At 57.0% G+C, this 18,009-nt stretch carries 13 protein-coding genes and 1 pseudogene; 12 read left to right on the plus strand and 2 right to left on the minus strand.

The window, feature by feature from the left end:
* The 12 genes and pseudogenes from ASD95_RS05550 to ASD95_RS05605 form a co-directional block, all read left to right on the plus strand.
* Positions 1-180, plus strand: a 180-nt coding sequence (locus ASD95_RS05550) for an NAD(P)(+) transhydrogenase (Re/Si-specific) subunit beta (protein WP_056723148.1), incomplete at its 5' end; no start/stop codon positions are given.
* Between the two features lie 104 nt (positions 181-284).
* Positions 285-497, plus strand: a pseudogene (locus ASD95_RS05555) (site-specific integrase); the annotation flags it as partial.
* A gap of 314 nt (positions 498-811) precedes the next feature.
* Entirely contained in the window at positions 812-1,840 is a 1,029-nt protein-coding gene (locus ASD95_RS28345; RefSeq protein ID WP_082562913.1) for an AraC family transcriptional regulator, read from the plus strand.
* Positions 1,841-2,128: 288 nt separating this feature from the next.
* On the plus strand, positions 2,129-3,406 hold the full coding sequence (locus ASD95_RS05565) for an OmpP1/FadL family transporter (protein ID WP_082562914.1): 1,278 nt from the start codon (positions 2,129-2,131) through the stop codon (positions 3,404-3,406).
* A gap of 95 nt (positions 3,407-3,501) precedes the next feature.
* Positions 3,502-4,980 carry a DUF1254 domain-containing protein gene (locus ASD95_RS05570; RefSeq protein WP_082562928.1) on the plus strand — a complete coding sequence of 493 codons (1,479 nt, stop codon included), beginning with the start codon at positions 3,502-3,504 and terminating at the stop codon, positions 4,978-4,980.
* A 151-nt stretch (positions 4,981-5,131) separates the two neighbouring features.
* Positions 5,132-5,809 carry a DUF3313 domain-containing protein gene (locus ASD95_RS05575; RefSeq protein WP_056723155.1) on the plus strand — a complete coding sequence of 226 codons (678 nt, stop codon included), beginning with the start codon at positions 5,132-5,134 and terminating at the stop codon, positions 5,807-5,809.
* A 71-nt stretch (positions 5,810-5,880) separates the two neighbouring features.
* Positions 5,881-6,339 (plus strand): glycine zipper 2TM domain-containing protein, encoded by a 459-nt coding sequence (locus ASD95_RS05580; protein WP_056723157.1) that lies wholly within the window; start codon positions 5,881-5,883, stop codon positions 6,337-6,339.
* 413 nt (positions 6,340-6,752) lie between these two features.
* Entirely contained in the window at positions 6,753-7,565 is an 813-nt protein-coding gene (locus ASD95_RS05585; protein WP_056723160.1) for a hypothetical protein, read from the plus strand.
* A 319-nt stretch (positions 7,566-7,884) separates the two neighbouring features.
* A complete protein-coding gene (locus ASD95_RS05590; RefSeq protein ID WP_409079120.1) occupies positions 7,885-9,273 on the plus strand; it encodes a DUF1254 domain-containing protein in 1,389 nt (462 codons plus the stop codon).
* 289 nt (positions 9,274-9,562) lie between these two features.
* Positions 9,563-10,039 carry a 2,4'-dihydroxyacetophenone dioxygenase family protein gene (locus ASD95_RS05595; RefSeq protein ID WP_056723163.1) on the plus strand — a complete coding sequence of 159 codons (477 nt, stop codon included), beginning with the start codon at positions 9,563-9,565 and terminating at the stop codon, positions 10,037-10,039.
* Positions 10,040-10,118: 79 nt separating this feature from the next.
* Positions 10,119-12,482 carry an arylsulfatase gene (locus ASD95_RS05600; RefSeq protein ID WP_056723166.1) on the plus strand — a complete coding sequence of 788 codons (2,364 nt, stop codon included), beginning with the start codon at positions 10,119-10,121 and terminating at the stop codon, positions 12,480-12,482.
* Between the two features lie 58 nt (positions 12,483-12,540).
* On the plus strand, positions 12,541-13,809 hold the full coding sequence (locus ASD95_RS05605) for an anaerobic sulfatase maturase (RefSeq protein ID WP_056723167.1): 1,269 nt from the start codon (positions 12,541-12,543) through the stop codon (positions 13,807-13,809).
* Between the two features lie 4 nt (positions 13,810-13,813).
* On the opposite strand, the gene ASD95_RS05610 is transcribed toward ASD95_RS05605, so the two are convergent.
* Together ASD95_RS05610 and ASD95_RS05615 are read right to left on the minus strand one after the other, a co-directional pair.
* Positions 13,814-15,448: a 3-(methylthio)propionyl-CoA ligase gene (locus ASD95_RS05610; protein ID WP_056723169.1), complete on the minus strand. Its 1,635-nt coding sequence runs from the start codon at positions 15,446-15,448 to the stop codon at positions 13,814-13,816.
* 95 nt (positions 15,449-15,543) lie between these two features.
* Positions 15,544-17,979 (minus strand): efflux RND transporter permease subunit, encoded by a 2,436-nt coding sequence (locus tag ASD95_RS05615; protein WP_056723171.1) that lies wholly within the window; start codon positions 17,977-17,979, stop codon positions 15,544-15,546.
* Positions 17,980-18,009: the final 30 nt, after the last annotated feature.

The raw sequence follows: 18,009 nt of genomic DNA on the forward strand, positions 1-18,009 counted from the left end.
CCGATTGCCGGCATGCCGATCCTCGAAGCGTTCAAGGCCAAGACCATCATCGTCAACAAACGCTCGATGGCCAGCGGCTACGCCGGCCTGGACAACGAACTGTTCTACCTGGACAAGACCATGATGGTGTTCGGCGACGCGAAGAAGGTCATCGAAGACATGGTCAAGGCCGTCGAATAAACAAAGCTAGTATTTACTTGAGTTCCAGCGGTGCTCTGCTCTACGAGAGTCCAGCAACGTCCAAGGCACAGGCATACACCGCGGCTAACGTAGAGACCCCCTTCGCCCTGCAACAACGGCCTCACGACGACACGCTGGTCCTTTCCGACGGCCAGTACGGTGACTGGACGCCGCGTGATCTGCGCCGTACCGGCGCGACCATGATGCAGGGCTTGGGGGTCAGCCTGGATGTCATCGATCGCTGTCAAAACCATGTGCTGGCCGGCTCGCGGGTGAGACGCCACTACCTGCATCATGATTATGCCGAAGAGAAGAAGTGCACTAATACCCTCTAACCAAGCTTCGTCGATGTATGGAAGCGGCTATTAGGGGGAAACATAGTCTCTATGGACCACTTGAAAAAAAGCGCATCCGTGCTAAAACCAATGTATTGAATATTATGTATTTCTGGATTCAATTAATGCGCACGACTCGTGTATTCGATGATTCGGCCCAAGGACTGAGGGGCGGCGCAGAACGGTCGCGAGGTGCCAGGCGCCGGCTCATGGGCGCTACGCTCTATTGCTCGTCATGTATCAGATGTTCGCCAACGTGGCCAATGCGCCAGTTTCAGGAATGATAGCGAGCTAATATGCCCTCCAAAAAATCATCATTAAGAATGGGCGGGCCGGGAGAAATTAGTACAAGCCCATTCCGTAGGTTCCCGGAAGTAGTTGACGCGATAGGGGGTTCCTCGCGAGGCGTTTTCAAAGACGCTGGTATCAGCCTTGAGCAATTTGCATATGAAGACAACCATCTCGCCTACATGGACGTTGCTCGTCTGTTCAACACGGCATTCGAACACACTCAGTGCCCCCATATTGGCCTGCTGATCGGTGAACGCTTTTCGCTGGAAAATTTGGGTCCGGTGGGTCAGCTTATGCGTCTTGCGACTACACCAGGCGATGCATTGAACGACCTGGTCGGACATGCAAACCTCTATGATCGTGGCGCGACCCCACTCCTTCTTCCCTTGGCGGGCCAACACAGTTTGTTGGGATATGTCATTTATCGCCACGACCTGCCCAATCAATCATTGCTTGTCGACACTGCCGTCATGGTTGGCCTCCAAATGCTGCGGGCCTTATTAGGCGCTAACTGGACGCCCGTTCGTGTGCAGTTTTCATATCGCAAGCCATCAGACATCACCCCGTACATCAGAAAATTTCGCTGCAATATTCAGTTCAATGCAAGCATTTCCGGACTTGTAATAAACAATCAGCAACTCCGACAAATTCAATGTACGGCGAATCCACGCTTACACCATCTACTTAAACTGACTATTTCGAGCGCCACGTCACATTTGACGATTTCGGAAAAAATAAAGAGTCAGGCATACGCTCTATTATTGCAAGGACAGGCAAACTCCAAGCACATCGCCAGTCAATTCTCATTGAATGAAAGAACGCTGCGACGCCGGCTGGGTGCGGAAGGTTCTCACCTCAAAGAACTGATCACCGACTCCAGAAGCAACTTCGCGCGGCAGCTCTTGAAAGATACGGATTTGCCGATATCCACAATCTCCCAGACCCTTCAATACCAGGATCCAAACGCCTTCTCCCGTGCATTCAAAACGTGGACAAATACGTCACCACAGCATTGGAGAAATGGGCTGGGGTAGCCTCCATTGGGGGTTGATTCAACCACTTCCATACCCCCGTGATACCGCGCGCACTGTCCGAAAATGCAAGGTGCCTTTCTGATGATTGCCGTAAAGTGAACGCAACAACAGGCTGATTGCAAAGCTGATCTTCGGTTTTTTGTGTTGTTCATGAGGTTGGCGATTAGTTGCACCTGCGGGTGGAGTTCCGCGCAGACACTCAAGAAGGCCACACGAATAAAAGACGATGCCCAGGCCTTGGGGCGATGCAAGCGACATAGACTGAGTGATCTGATAGAGAGGGATTTCATGCAATTAAATAAAAGTGTGTTGTCGATTACTGTTCTTGGTGCGCTGACACTCTTGACCAGTGGCCGAAGTGTTGCCGGTGGCCTGATGTTGTACGAAATCGCCACCGACAACGTCGGACTGGCCAATGCCGGTGCAGCGGCCCGGGCACAAGGCCCTTCGACCATTGCCAGCAACCCCGCCGGCTTGAGCTACCTCAGCGGAACACAGATCTCCGCTGGCGCTCAGGTTCTTTTTGGTGACTTATCGTTCGATCGGGACAGTGAAACCAATACGCCGGGCACTGGCAGCGGTAACGCGCTCGATCCCATACCGGGTGGCAGTTTCTTCATCAGCCATCAACTGGATGATCGGTGGTCCGTCGGCTTCGGCTCCTATGGCGATTTCGGTCTGGCTGTAAACTACGACAATGACTGGTCCGGCCGTTATTTCGTGCAGAACGCGAGTATTGCGGGACTGTCACTGGTACCCAGTGTCGCCTATCGCTTCAACGATCAATGGTCCGTCGGCGTCGGACTCAAAGCCATGTACGGGATGCTGAAGAGCGAAGCCGCCATCGATCAGGCGCCGCTCGGACTGACACAACGGGGTGACGGCCAATACAAATACCGGGACAGCACCTGGGGTTACGGCGCCAACGCAGGCGTGATTTATGCCCCAAAGCCCGGTACCCGGATTGGCCTGGCTTACACCAGTCAGGTTGACCTCGACTTCGAGGATCGCCTGGATGTGAAGAGCAGTGCTCCGTTGGTGAGTCGCCTCAACAGCCTCAACACCAAAATCGACCTGAAAGTACCGCAAACGGCGACCCTCAGCCTGTACCAGCAACTGGATACGCAATGGGCCGTTCTGGCCTCGGTCAATTGGCAGGACTGGTCGAAATTCGGTGACATCGGCATTGACGTAGACACGTCCAGAACCGGTTCCCGGGCCGCTTCAATCGATGCGCATTACAAAGACACGTATCAATTGGCGCTTGGCGCTCAATACCAGATGAACCAGGACTGGGTCTGGGATTTCGGTGTCGCCTATGACACGTCCGCCGTGTCCGACGGTAATCGTACGCTCACCGTGCCCATGGGCGCCGCCTGGCGCTTCGCCACAGGCTTTACTTATTCACTGAATAAAGAGACAGACGTGAATTTCAGTTGGGTCACGGTGTGGATGGGGGACATGTCCGTCGATCAGCAAAAAACGTTGTCAGGCAATCGTGTCTCAGGCGAGTTCGACAACGCCTGGATTCAAGCCCTGACTGGCAACATGACTTGGCGCTACTGAGAAAAATCCAAGAGCGTTTCAGGTGTCATGCCTAGTATCTAGCCGTGGGCATGAACGCTCACGACACCGGCTTGTACAAAACTAACGAGGTGAAAATGAACAGGAAGTCTCACAGTGGCTGGACATTGGCTGCGGCGGTCGTCGTAGGTTCAACGCTTTTCACCGGGTGCACGAGCAAGCTCGATCCGATCACACAGGCCGACAAGGCCGATGTGGCCAAGGGCGTTCCCGCGCCGAGTCTGGAGCAAACCAAGGCGATCGCCGAGGAAGGCTTTATCTACGGCTTGCCGCTGGTCATGAACTACGCCGTAATGAACGAATTCGCGGTGGACTCCAAGTCCAGCCAGTTCAAGGCCCCCTTCAACCAACTGCACCACGATCATAAGGTCGCGACCCCCGCTGACACGGCCATCATTACCCCCAACAGCGACACGCCGTACTCCTTTCTCTGGACCGACCTGCGCGCCGAGCCGTTGGTGATCACCGTGCCGGCCGTCTCCAAAAAACGCTACTACTCGGTGCAACTGATCGACGGCAACACCTATAACTACGGCTACATCGGCAGTCGGGCCACGGCCAGCGCACCCGGGAGCTATTTGATTGCAGGCCCCGACTGGAAGGGTGCGACACCTCCAGGCATCGACAAGGTGTTCAGCTCCACGACCCCTTTCGCACTGACGCTGATCCGCACCCAGCTGTTCAATCCGGCCGACATGCCGAATGTCGAGAAGGTGCAGGCGGGTTACAAGGTCCAGCCGCTGTCCGCTTTCCTCCATCAACCCGCGCCGCCCGATGCGCCGAAGATCGCTTTCGTGCCGGCCACCACGGAGGGCATCAAGGCCAACTTCTTCGAGTACCTGTCGGCGGCGCTGCAGTATGTGCCGCCATCGGCTGAGGACAAGGCGATCCGTGCGAAGCTGGCCAGCATCGGCGTAGGCCCCGGTCGCAGCTTCGAATTCAAGGACCTCTCGCTCGAGCACAAGGCCGCGGTCCTGCTCGGGATGAAGGCCGGCGACGAGCAGGTCGACAAGTTCCTCTCGAACGGAATGAAGAATATCAACGGCTGGAGCGTCGGCGCGTTCTTCGGCGACCAGGCGTTCTACAAAGGCGACTGGCTGATGCGGGCTGGCGCGGCGAAGGCTGGTCTGTACGGCAATGACGCCGCCGAGGCGATGTACCCCTTTACGCGTACCGATGGCAATGGCCAGACGTTGAATACCGGCAAGCACAACTACACGCTGACCTTCCCTGCCGGCAAAATGCCGCCTGTCAATGCCTTCTGGTCGGTGACCATGTACGACGGCAAGAGCCAACTGCTGATCAAGAATCCGATCAACCGCTACCTGATCAATTCGCCGATGCTGTCGGCCATGAAAAAGAACGCGGACGGTTCACTGACGCTGTATATCCAGAAGGATTCGCCGGGCAAGACCAAGGAGTCCAACTGGTTGCCCGCGCCTGACGACACGGCCTATCTGGTGATGCGCCTCTATTGGCCGAAGGCCACGCCGCCTTCAATTCTTCCCGCAGGCAGCGGCAGCTGGCAGCCGCCGGCAGTGGTGGCATCGAAGTAACGCGACGCTTGCGACTGCTTGCAGTTAGCAAGCAGTCGCTCGATTGCTCAGGCTGAGATCCAGTGGGCCCTATTCCGAAAGGGCTAAGTCCACAGAGTCTGACCTTGAATAAAAGACATTCAGGAACACATCCCTCAAGGAGTACCGTTATATGAGCTTCTCGCACAAATGGATAACGAGTGCTGCACTGAGCAGCTTGTTATTGACCGGCTGCGTATCGAAAGTCACTGAAGTCGAGCAATACTCGGGCTACCTGTCCAACTACAACAACTTGCAGGAAGTCAAAACGGCAAGCGGCGGCACAACAATGCGTTGGGTCAGTCCGTCGTGGAACCCGAATGCCTATGACACAGTGGTGTTCAACAAGCTGGAGCTCTATCCCGCGCCCAAGCCCGATGAGCGGGTCAACCAGCAAACGCTGACCGACATCCAGAACTACATGACCAGTAAGGTCAAAGGCACCCTGGGTCAGAAATACCGTGTGGTTTCCAATACCGGCGCCGCGTCAGCGAGTTCCAAAACCCTGCTGATGCGTGCGGCGATCACCGGGGTGAATGCCGAAAACGAAGGGATGAAATGGTACGAAGTGGTGCCGATCGCCGCCGTAGTCGGAGCAACACAGGCCGCCACCGGCCACCGTGATCAGGACAGCACTTTGTTCATCGAGGCCGAGATTATCGATGCGAGAACCAACCAGACGGTCGCCAGGGTAGTCCGCAAGGTGTTTGGTACAACGCTGGAAAACGAAAGCCAGAAGATCACCGCCCAGGACTTCAAAGCGGCGATCGACAAGTTGAACGTCGATCTCTGGGCGTTCATTCGCAGTTAAGCCTTGATTGAACTGCCAACAGACGTTGGCTCAAGCATTGCAATCAAATACCAATAACGAGGTGCATCGCAATGAAAGTAATCCTGTCCTGGCTGTCAGTCACGTTGATGACGGTGCTGATAAGTGCCTGTTCCGCCGTCGGGTCAACCGATGGCGGCGCCGGTGAAATCGAGATTCGCTCAGGGAAGATCGAGCAGATATCGCTGACGCAGATGCAGACCAATCACGACAGTGGTGTCGGCGCCGTACTCGGTGGTCTTGGCGGCCTGGCGGTTGGCAGCTTGATCGGGGGCGGCACCGGGCGTGACGTCGCCATGGTTGCCGGCGCGCTCGCCGGTGCTGCTGGCGGTAACTACGCCGAGAAGAAAAAATATGACCAACCGATCGAGGCGCAACAAATCATCGTGCGGGTCAACAGTGGCGTGCTGGTATCGGTGACCCAACCGATCAATCCGTCCCTGACCAAGGGCTCGAAGGTGTATATCCAGGGCTCAGGCAATGATGCCCGCGTTGTGCCGCAAGGCAGTTAAGGCTGACTGTTCGGATTCGTAAAACACCGTACGTGCCTTCTTAACAAATTTTGTAGGAGCGAGCTTGCTCGTGATGGACTCAAGAGCGCTGCGTTTATTCTGTAAACACGCGATTCGTTAACGACCATCGCGAGCAAGCTCGCTCCTGCAAAACCTCCCACCGGCAACGGTAAACTTTACGCCCTCCTGCCTAGACCCGACAAATACATGACTGATTGGAGAAGTTAAACTTGTAAAGTAAGTAACCTCGGCATAATACAAGACGTATCAACAACAGAATGGGTGGCTGTTCGCTGTGCTTCAGTTAAGTACGGCCCACTGAGATTGAGGTATTCAAGTAACTTCTGCTTGTCGTTAGAAGGCTCCCGTTGATAGTCGAGGGGCCCGGGGCGATTGGTATCCAAGGAATTCGCATGAACAAGTACATTGAACGACTTTTGCTATCGTCTTTGGTTTTCGGTATTTCCGTTTCCAGTCAGGCCGACGATCAGGCGGAGCTGGCCAAACAGTCATTAAATCCAGTCGCGGCACTGTATAGCTTGCCCATCCAATACAACTGGAATCAGAAAATGGGGCCCTCTGGCAATGGAATCCAGAGCGTCACCAATATCCAGCCGGTTTTACCCTTCACACTTAATGACGATTGGAATCTGATCTCTCGCACGATCCTCCCGGTCATTGATCAGCATGGACTGGCACCGAGGGGCATTGCCGATAAAAGCGGAGTGGGCGACACCACGCAAAGCTTCTTTTTCTCTCCCAAAAGGCCCACCGAGGACGGCTGGATCTGGGGTGCAGGCCCCGCGTTGTTGTTACCGACCGGTAGTGATGAGCTACTGAGTAGCGAACAATGGGGGATTGGACCGACAGCGGTGGCGTTGAAGCAGGCCAACGGCTGGACGAACGGTATTCTGGCGAACCACATCTGGTCGCTGGACAACAACCCGGCCAATGACAAGGAGAAGGTCAATCAGACATATCTGCAACCCTTTCTGGTCTATACCACAGCGTCGTACACCAGTTTTGGCATTAATACAGAATCCACTTACGACTGGGAAGCCAGGGAGTGGAATGTGCCGATCAACCTGTTCGTGACGCAATTGTTCAAAGTCGGCAAGCAGCCCATGAGCCTTCAGGTAGGGCCGCGATACTGGGCGGACAGTCCTGAGGATGGTGCACACGGTTGGGGCTTTCGGGTGGCGTACACGCTACTTTTTCCTAAGTGAAACTATCCGTAAGACTTACTTTTAGCATCAGAGGACAAGTTGTTCTCATGTCAGCAGCGTAGTTTGATTTGCTGCTTATACTGACCGAGCAGTCTGAGCTTGTCATCCGTCGTGGTTCTCCTCGATCAGCGTCGCGCTTGCGCCGACCAGCTTCAGAAAAAAACAAAGACTTACAGCAAGAAAAGGAGCGTTATGAGATATCAAGTCGTGAGCAAACGCGACACTGAATATCCCCTGATCAGCAGTTAATCCCATCTAATGCGAAAAATGGAGTTTCAAGTTCATGATAACCACACTACCGAGAACATTTGGCTGTGCAATGGTATTGCTCGCGTCCTTTGGATTTACGCACGCCCAAGCAGCGGACATCACTCCCGCCGAAACAAAAGCCATCGCCGAGGAAGGCTACATCTACGGTCTGCCCATCGTGATGAACTACGCGACCATGTACGACTATGCCGTGGACAAGAACTCAGGCCAGTACAAGGCACCGTTCAACCACATTCACAGCATGCACAATGTCTTCACCTACAAGGACACGGCCATCGTCTCGCCGAACAGCGATACGCCGTATTCCTTGATGTTCATGGACCTGCGTAGCGAGCCGATCGTGCTCTCGGTACCGACGGTGGAGAAACCGCGGTACTACTCGGTGCAGCTCATCGATAACAACACCAACAACTTCGGTTACATCGGCAGCCGTACCACCGGCAGCGAAGCCGGCGATTACATGCTGGTCGGCCCAGACTGGAAAGGCGTGACCCCGCCTGGCATCAAGAAGGTGTTTCACTCCCAAACACAACTCCTCTTCGCGATCTTTCGCACCCAGCTCTTCAATCCGGCGGACATGCCAAACGTCGAAAAGATCCAGTCCGGTTATGCGGCCCAGCCGTTATCGGCTTATCTCAAGCAGCCCGCGCCGCCTGCCGCGCCGGCGATCAACTTTCCGAAGTTCGACAAGGCCCTGGCCAAGACCGACTTCTTCAAGTATCTGGGCTTTGCCTTGCAGTTTGCCCCGGCCACCCCGGATGAAGTGGCGATCCGCGCGAAGCTTGCCCGTCTGGGCATTGGCGCCGGCAAGGACTTCAACTTCCAGGACCTCTCCGCCGAGCAAAAGGCCGCTGTGGTCGAGGGCATGCAGGCTGGGCATGCGAAGGTTCAGGATGCAGTCAATCATCTCGGCACACAGGTCAATGGCTGGAACATCGTGAGTTCCGGCGGTAATGCCGCGTTTTACAAGGGTGATTGGCTAAAGCGCGCCGCCATCGCACAAGCAGGCATCTATGCCAACGACGCCGAAGAGGCCACGTATCCGATGGCCAAGATCCTGTCCGACGGGACGCCGCTTGACGGCAGCAAGCACAACTACACGATCACTTTTCCCGCTGGACAGCTCCCGCCGGTCAACGCCTTCTGGTCGGTGACCATGTACGACGGCAAGTCGCAACTGCTGATCAAGAATCCGGTCAATCGCTACCTCATCAACTCGCCGATGCTGCCTGACATGAAGAAAAATGCAGACGGCTCGTTGACGCTCTACATCCAGAAGGACTCGCCCGGCGCGGACAAGGAAAGCAACTGGCTGCCCGCACCGAATGATCTGATCTACATGGTGATGCGCCTGTATTGGCCGAAGACGGAAAACCCTTCCGTCCTGCCGCCTGGCAAAGGCACGTGGAGTCCGCCGGCGATCGTTAAAATCAATTGAGCACCTAACGACCGGTGCAGCGGACGGCGCTGGCGTGCCGCCGCTGAACCGGGGCGTCAGGGTTTCACAGAGGCCCTGACGTCCGCTTTGATCACCCAAAGGCCAACGGTGGCCGCAAACCGTAGATATTGTTGTTTTGGCGTTATTTGCACGGCACTCCGTATGCCGCAATTCAACGCCATTGGATGGATCCCCCTCCTCAAGAGGGGGGCGGTGTGAGCACGGCCTGTTCACGATGCTCTTAACGCACCGTGTAAATCCTTCCACCGTCCAACAGAGAACAACAAGCATGTTTTATGAAAACATCGACACCTCCTCCATCAACGACGAGGACCTGCCGTGGGTTCCGTTCGCACCTTACAGCGATGAAATCTTCATCAAATACATCAAGTGCGACCCGGTTCGCGGGGAAACCATAACCCTGCTCAAGGCCCCGGCCGGGTCTTCTCTGCCCAAGCACCATCACTCCGGCACGGTCATCGTTTACACCATCAAGGGTGGCTGGAAATACCTGGAGCACGACTGGATCTCAAAACCGGGCGGCGTGGTGTTCGAAACCGCAGGTTCCAGCCATACGCCGATCGTGCTGACTGAATATGGCGATGAACTGATCACCTTGAACATCACCCAGGGCGACCTGCTGTATTACGACGATAACAACAACGTCGTGGCCATCGAGAACTGGAAATCCAGCGTGGATCGTTACCTGGCGTTCTGCAAAGCCAATGATATCGAGCCCAAAGACATCACCAGTTTTGCGGTCTGAGCAGCTCTCCAATCTCTCGGCCGTCCGGTGTTCGACCGGGCGGCTGCGTCGTTGCAATGAATAAAAAACGGAGACACTCATGTCCCAGAAGCTGCAACCCGCCGGACGTTTCACCCTGAAACTCTGCGCACTGTTGGCCAGCTCGGTCGCTTCCGCACAAGACTCGCTGCCCTTCCCGCCGACGCCTTCGGCCAGTGACGCCAAACCGACGCTGCAAGAATCCAAGCACCAGAAACGTCAGCAGCAATCCCGGCTTCCTGCCGAGGCCCCCAATATCCTGGTGATCATGCTCGATGACGCCGGCTTCGCGCAGTCCGACACCGTCGGCGGCGCAGTCCATACGCCGACCCTGAGTCGAGTCGCCGACAGTGGTGTGCGCTACAACGCTTTTCATACCGCTGCCATCAGCTCCGCTACTCGCGCCGCATTGCTTACCGGACGCAACCATCACCGGGTTGGCAACGGCGTCATCGCAGAGCTGGCCACTGACTGGGAAGGCTACACCGGCAAGATCCCCAAAAGCTCGGCGACCATGGCCGAGGTGCTCAAGCAATATGGCTACAGCACCGCCGCGTTCGGCAAATGGCATAACACACCACCCCTGGATACCACGGCGGCCGGTCCTTTCGATACGTGGCCGACGGCCTACGGTTTTGAACATTTCTACGGTTTCCTGGCCGGCGAAACCTCTCAGTACGAACCGCGTCTGTACCGCGACACAACGCCAATCGAACCGGCGCGAGATCCGAAATATCACCTCAGCGAAGACCTCGCCAATCAGGCCGTAAACTGGCTGCAAGACCATCAGACCTACGCGCCGGCAAAACCATTTTTCATGTATTGGACACCGGGTGCCGTACATGGTCCGCACCAGGTGAATGCGCAATGGGCCGATAAATACAAAGGCAAGTTCGACGGTGGCTGGGACGCCTATCGGGAGCAGACGTTCGCTCGCCAGAAAGCCCTGGGCTTTATCCCGCAGGACGCCGTCCTCACCCCACGCCCGGCGGAGCTCCCAGCCTGGGACAGCTTGTCTTCCGAACAGAAACAGTATCAGGCACGGTTGATGGAGGTGTATGCCGGCTTCCTGGAACATGCCGACACGCAGGCCGGCAAGATCCTCGACGAACTGGAGCGTGAAGGTAAGCGCGACAACACGCTGATCTTCTATGTCTTCAGCGACAACGGCGCTTCTTCCGAGGGGATGGAGGGCACGATTAATGAGTTGCTGGCCCAAAACGGGATTCCAGTTCCCAAAGAGCAGCAGTTGAAAGTCCTCGACGAGATGTATGGCGGCTTGTCCGCGCTCGGCGGTCCTAAACTTGAAAGCATGTACAACGCCGCGTGGGCCTGGGCAGGTTCAGGGCCATTCGTAGGCACTAAACTGGTCGCCGGCTACTTCGGTGGTACGCGCACGCCGCTGGCCGTTTCCTGGCCGAAACAGATCAAGGCCGACGCCAGAGTTCGCGCGCAATTTCACCATGTCAACGACATTGCCCCGACGGTCTACGACGTGCTGTCGATCACGCCACCCAAAGAGGTCAACGGTATCGCTCAGGACCCAATGGATGGCGTCAGCCTGCGCTACACCTTCAACGACGCTCAGGTGAAGTCGAAAAAACCAGTGCAATACTTCGAAGTCTTCGGCAGTCGCGGCGTCTACAAGGATGGCTGGATGGCCTCGGTCTTTGGCCCGCGCAAACCCTGGGTGCAAGGCTTTGCGCAGTTCATGGGCTGGAATCCGGCGAATGACCGATGGTCGCTCTACAACCTGCAAAACGACTACTCCCAGGCCAACGACGTAGCCGCGAGCAATCCGGAAAAACTTGCGGAGCTGAAGGCCGAGTTTGACGTGCAGGCCAAGGCTAACCATGTCTATCCGATTGGTGCCGGTCTCTACCCCTTCCTCGATCCGACTGCACGAATCTCCAGCAGCCAACGCGAATGGCATTTCAGTGATCGTGTCCAGCGCTTTCCGGAGTTTGCGGCTCCGAACCTGCGCAATCAGAACAGCAAAGTTGTCGTCGACGCCGAGGTTCCAGCTAACGCCACCGGCGTGTTGTATGCCTTGGGCGGAATCGGTGGCGGGGTCAGCCTGTACATGGATGACGGTTTCCTGAACTACGAGTACAACGCGCTGGCTATCTCTCGAGTGAAACTGCGTTCGGCCGAACGAGTACCCGCAGGCAAAGTCAGTATCGAAGTGCTAACGACCCTGTCGTCAGCCAAGCCCGGAGCGCCGGCCAATCTGAGCTTGCGACTTGACGGGCAGGAAGCCGCCAAAGGGGTGACACCGTTCACTCCGGCACTGACGTTCACCGCCAGCGAAACCTTCGACGTCGCTCAAGACCTCGGTTCCCCCGTCACCCTGGACTATTTCGAGCGTGCGCCCTTCGCATTCAATGGCAAGGTCAAGGATGTACACGTGACGTATTTGCCTTGACCCTCAATGCCGCCCGGATAACCGGGCGGCAGACTGATGACTCCCGGATCCTGCCCCCATGCCTACCCACGAATCCCCGCCCCAGGGCTTGCATCTCATGGCCAAACCCGTCGGGCCGATCTGCAACCTCGATTGCAGCTACTGTTTCTACCTCGAAAAAGAACAGCTTTACCCCCCTCGGGAACGCTTCAGCATGACCGACGAGGTACTGCGTCTGTATGTGCAGCGCTACATCGAGGCCCAGCCCACGCCTGAGGTCGAATTTACCTGGCAAGGCGGCGAACCGACGTTACTGGGGTTGGATTTTTTTCAACGAGCGGTCCTGTATCAACGCCAGTTCGCAGGGAACAAAGTCATTCGCAACACGCTGCAGACCAATGGCACGTTACTCAATGACGACTGGTGCGCGTTCCTCGCCCGTGAACGCTTCATGGTGGGGATCAGCCTCGATGGCCCGCGATTCGTTCACGACCTCTATCGCCCCGACAAGCGCGGACGCTCCAGTTTCGATGACGTGATGCACGGTCTCGAACTGCTCAAGCAGCATGACATCGACTTCAATGTGTTGGTTACCGTGGCGCGCGATGTCGCCAGATTTCCCTTGGAAATCTATCGATTCCTCAAGTCTGAGGGCGTTCGTCATATTCAGTTCAACCCCGTGGTGGAACGCAAGCCCAGCGCCTCACAGGTCAGTCTGGGTCTGCATTTCGCTATCCCGCCGGAATTGCGCTTGCACGTGGTGCCGGAGCCCGCGATGGTGACGGAGCAAACGGTCGCCCCCGAGGCCTATGGCGATTTTCTCATCACGATTTTTGACGAGTGGGTGCGCCAGGATGTCGGGGAGGTTCATGTCATGAACTTCGAATGGGCACTGGCCTCATGGTGCCAGCTGCCGGCCTCGGTGTGCCTGTTCAGCCCGCGCTGCGGCAAAGCGGCGATCGTGGAACACGATGGCAATGTCTACTCCTGCGATCACTACATGTATCCCGAGTATCTGCTGGGCAACCTGAAGACCGATGATCCTGCCGTGCTACTCGCCTCTGCTGCGCAACAAGCCTTTGGCGCCGCCAAGGAAGAGACACTGCCGACGTATTGCCAGCAGTGCGATTACCGCTTCGCCTGCCATGGCGAATGCCCGAAAAACCGCTTCATGAATGCGCCCAATGGCGAGCCGGGTCTGAACTACCTGTGTCCGAGCTACAAGAAATACTTTCGTCACCTGACGCCCTACATGAACGCCATGGCCCAACTGGTCAGCCACAACCAACCCGTGGCGTTGATCATGCAGGCCTTCGCCGGCCCGCTGATCGTGCCCCTGGATAAATAGCCTTTCAGCTCTGAAATCTGAAGTCGCGAAACTGTTCGCGAAGCTTCATCTTTTGCAATTTGCCGGTGGCGGTATGCGGCAGCGCTTCGACGAAGGCCACATCGTCCGGCAGCCACCATTTCGCCACGCGGCTTTGCAACACCGTCAGCAGATCGTCTTTGCTCGCGGTTCTACCAGGTTTGAGCACCACCACCAGCAACGGCCGCTCCTGCCATTTGGGATGAGGGATGCCAATCACCGCCGCTTCGGCGACGGCCGGATGACTGACAGCGGCATTTTCCAGATCAATCGAGGAAATCCACTCGCCACCCGACTTGATAACGTCCTTGGCGCGGTCGGTGATCTGCATGTAGCCGTCAGTGTCGATCGTTGCGATGTCACCGGTATCGAGCCAGCCCTCGCCATCAAGAATCTGCCCTCCTTCGCCGCCGTAATACTGGCTGGCGATCCATGGTCCCTTGACCAGTAGAAGACCGCTTGCCTTGCCGTCTCGCGGAAGTTCAGCGCCTTGCTCGTCGACAATCTTCATCGACACCCCAAACAACGCCCGCCCTTGTTTGGCCTGCAGGTCGAGCACTGCTTCCAGCGGAGCATCACGGTGTTTGGGCAGCGGATTGCAGATGGTGCCCAGCGGGGACATCTCGGTCATCCCCCAGGCATGCAAAACACGCGCATTGAAACGGGTTTCAAACGTATCGACCTGGCTGCGCGGCGCGGCGGCTCCGCCGATCACCACCCGGTTCAGGCACAGCTCTGTCGCCGGTTGCAAAGCCTGTGTCTCGACATGCTGTTGCAACATCATCCACACCGTCGGCACACCCAGCGCCAGGGTCACCTGTTCATCCCGCATCAGCGTGTAGAGGCTCTCGCCGTCAAGTGCGGCGCCCGGTAACACCAATTTTGCGCCACACATTGCGGCGGCATACGGCATACCCCAGGCATTGACGTGGAACATCGGCACGACCAACAACGCTGAATCCGCCGCCGATAGACCGAAACCATCCGAGGTACACAGCGCCAGCGAATGCAGGATCGAAGAACGGTGCGAATACAGCACACCCTTGGGATTGCCAGTGGTGCCCGAGGTGTAGCACATGGACGACGCCGTGCGCTCATCGAACTCAGGCCAGATGAAGTCATTGCTGTGCCCGGCGATCAGGTCTTCGTAGCACATCAAGCCAGGCACATCGATTGCCGGCATTTGCTCCCGCTCACACAGAGCGATGAACGCTTTGACTGTCTTCAGGCGCGGCGCGATCTGCTCGACCAACTCAGCGAACGACAGGTCGAAAAGCAGGTACTGATCCTCGGCGTGGTTGGCGATGAATTCGATCTGCTCGGGGAACAGCCGCGGGTTGATCGTATGCAGTACCGCGCCCATGCCCGACACACCGAAATACAATTCCATATGCCGGTAACCGTTCCAGGCCAGGGTGCCGATTCTGTCGCCGGGTTGTACACCCAACGCAACCAGCGCATTGGCCACTTGTTTAGCGCGTTCGCCGATGTCGGCGTAAGTGCAGTGATGCACCGCTCCATCTGCCATGCGCGAGGCAATTTCGGTGTACGGATGCGCCTTCAGCGCATGTTCCAGAACGGAAGAAATCAACAGCGGTTGATCTTGCATCAAGCCCAGCATGGTTTGTGTTCCTTTTATTCTTGTTTGATGTCGATGTTTCAGAAGCGGCAGAGACTCACAGGTAGCCGAGCGGATAAAGCATGCAAGCAGCCGCTTCAAGGAGCACGACGGAGCAGGAAATACGACAGCGCCGGGATCAGCACCAAGGCGCCGACCATGTTCCAGATGAACATGAAGGTCAGCAGGATGCCCATGTCGGCCTGGAACTTGATCGGCGACCAGGCCCAGGTGATGACGCCCGCCGCCAGGGTGATGCCGACCAGCGCCACCACTTTGCCGGTGAACGCAACGGAGTTTTTGTAGGCTTCGGTCAACGACAGACCGGCACGCTGCTGAGCCAACTGAACACTGAGCAGGTACAGCGCGTAATCGACACCGATGCCGACACCCAAGGCAATCACCGGCAAGGTCGCGACCTTCACGCCCATGCCCAGCCAGACCATCAACGCCTCGCAGAGAATCGACGTCAGCATCAACGGCACGACCGCCACCACCACCGCTCGCCAGCTGCGGAAGGTGATGAAGCACAGCACGATCACCGCGCCATACACGTAGAACAACATGGTGCGATTGGCGTCGCGCACGACGATATTGGTCGCCGCTTCGATCCCGGCGCTACCGGCGGCGAGCATGAACTGCCGATCGTCGTTGCTGTGTTCACGGGCGAACTGATCGGCCACTTTGACCACGTGATCGAGGGTTTCGGCCTTGTGGTCGGAGAGATAAGCGATCACCGGCATCATCGAACAGTCACTGTCGAACAGTTCCGGGTTGTTCACCGAGGCCTGCTGCGCGCCGTAGTTGAGCACGTTCTGGTTGCGCGCTACGGTCAGCATTTTCGGGTTGCCTTCATAGGAACCCGCCGTGATCTGGCGCACAGCGTTGACCAGCGACACGGTAGTCTGCACGCCCGGTTGCTGTTGCAGCAGCCAGCCGAGACGATCGGCTTCCACCAGGGTTTCGTACTTCAGGCAACCTTCGCTGGCTGTTTTGACCATGACCGCAAACTGGTCGCTGGACAGCGAATAGTTGGCAGTGATGTAGGCGTTGTCGCGGTTGTAACGTGAGTCGGCGCGCAGTTCGGGTGCGCCCGGATCGAGATCACCAATCTTCAACTGCGTGCTGACCATGAAGCCACCTGCCGCCAGCAACCCGGCCACCACCACCGCCACCGTCGCCCAGCGACGCTCGGTAAAGCGGTCAAGCAGGCTCCACACATTACCCAGCCCTTTTCCATTCACCTCCTGCCGTTCCTGACGCAGGCTGCGCGCCGCCGCCTTGGGACTGACACCCCAATAAGACAGCAGCACTGGCAGCAGCACCAGGTTGGTGAAGATCAGCACCGCCACGCCAATGCTGGCGGTGACGGCCAGGTCCTGGATCACCGGAATGTCGATCAGCATCAGTACCGCAAAACCCACGGCATCGGCCAGCAATGCGGTCAGTCCGGCCAGGAACAGACGGCGGAAGGTGTAACGCGCGGCGACCAACTGATGGGTACCGCGTCCGACGTCCTGCATGATCCCGTTCATTTTCTGCGCACCGTGGGATACCCCGATGGCGAATACCAGAAACGGCACCAGAATCGAAAACGGGTCGAGTGCATAACCGAACAAGGTGATCAGGCCCAGTTGCCAGACCACCGCAACCACCGAGCACAGAATCACCAGCGCGGTGCTGCGCACGCAACGGGTAAAGCCAAAGATGATGGCAGTAGCGATCAGCGCTGCGGCGCCGAAGTACATCATGATCAGCATCAGGCCATCGATCAGATCGCCCACCAGTTTGGCGAAACCGATCACGCGGATCTTGATCGGGCCTTTGCCCTCTTCACCGGCGAGGTGTACCGCGCTACTGCCGGCAAACTCAAACTTGTTGCGTAGCTGCTCTTCAAGCATCCGCGAAAAATGGTGATAGTCGATTGCGGCGCCCGTGACCGGATCCTTCTCCAGCAGCGGCACCACAATCATGCTCGATTTGAAATTATTGCCGACAAGACTGCCGATGATGCCGGAACGGGCGATGTTCAAGCGCAGTTGCTCGACCCCACTGGCCGAGCCGTCGTAGGAGTCCGGCATGACCGGGCCACCACGGAAGCCCTCCTCCGTGACCTCGGTCCAGCGCACGGCAGGCGTCCACAATGACTTTATCCAGGCCCGGTCCACGCCCGGGGTCAGGAACAAGGTGTCATTAACCTGCTTGAGCACCTCCAGGTATTTCGGGTCGTAGATGTCGCCGTCGGTGTTTTCCACCACCACCCGAACCGTATTGCCCAGCCCGCGTAACGCCTGACGATTCTCAAGGTAGTTTTTGATGTACGGCTGACTCTGCGGAATCATCTTTTCGAAGCTGGCATTGAGCGTCAGCCCAGTGGCCGCGAAATAGCTCAGCAATACCGTCACGATCAGGCAGGTCAGCACCACCAGCAGGCGGTTGTTGAAAATCAGGCGTTCAAGGACATTGCCGGAGCGTGCATCGAAGCCCTTCAGCTCTCGGATCACCGGCATCGTATCGAGGTTGTAGTTACCCATGAAGTGGCTCGTCTCTTTTTATTATGTGGG

It is taken from the genome of Pseudomonas sp. Root71 (genome assembly GCF_001429045.1).
Classification (GTDB): domain Bacteria; phylum Pseudomonadota; class Gammaproteobacteria; order Pseudomonadales; family Pseudomonadaceae; genus Aquipseudomonas; species Aquipseudomonas monachiensis.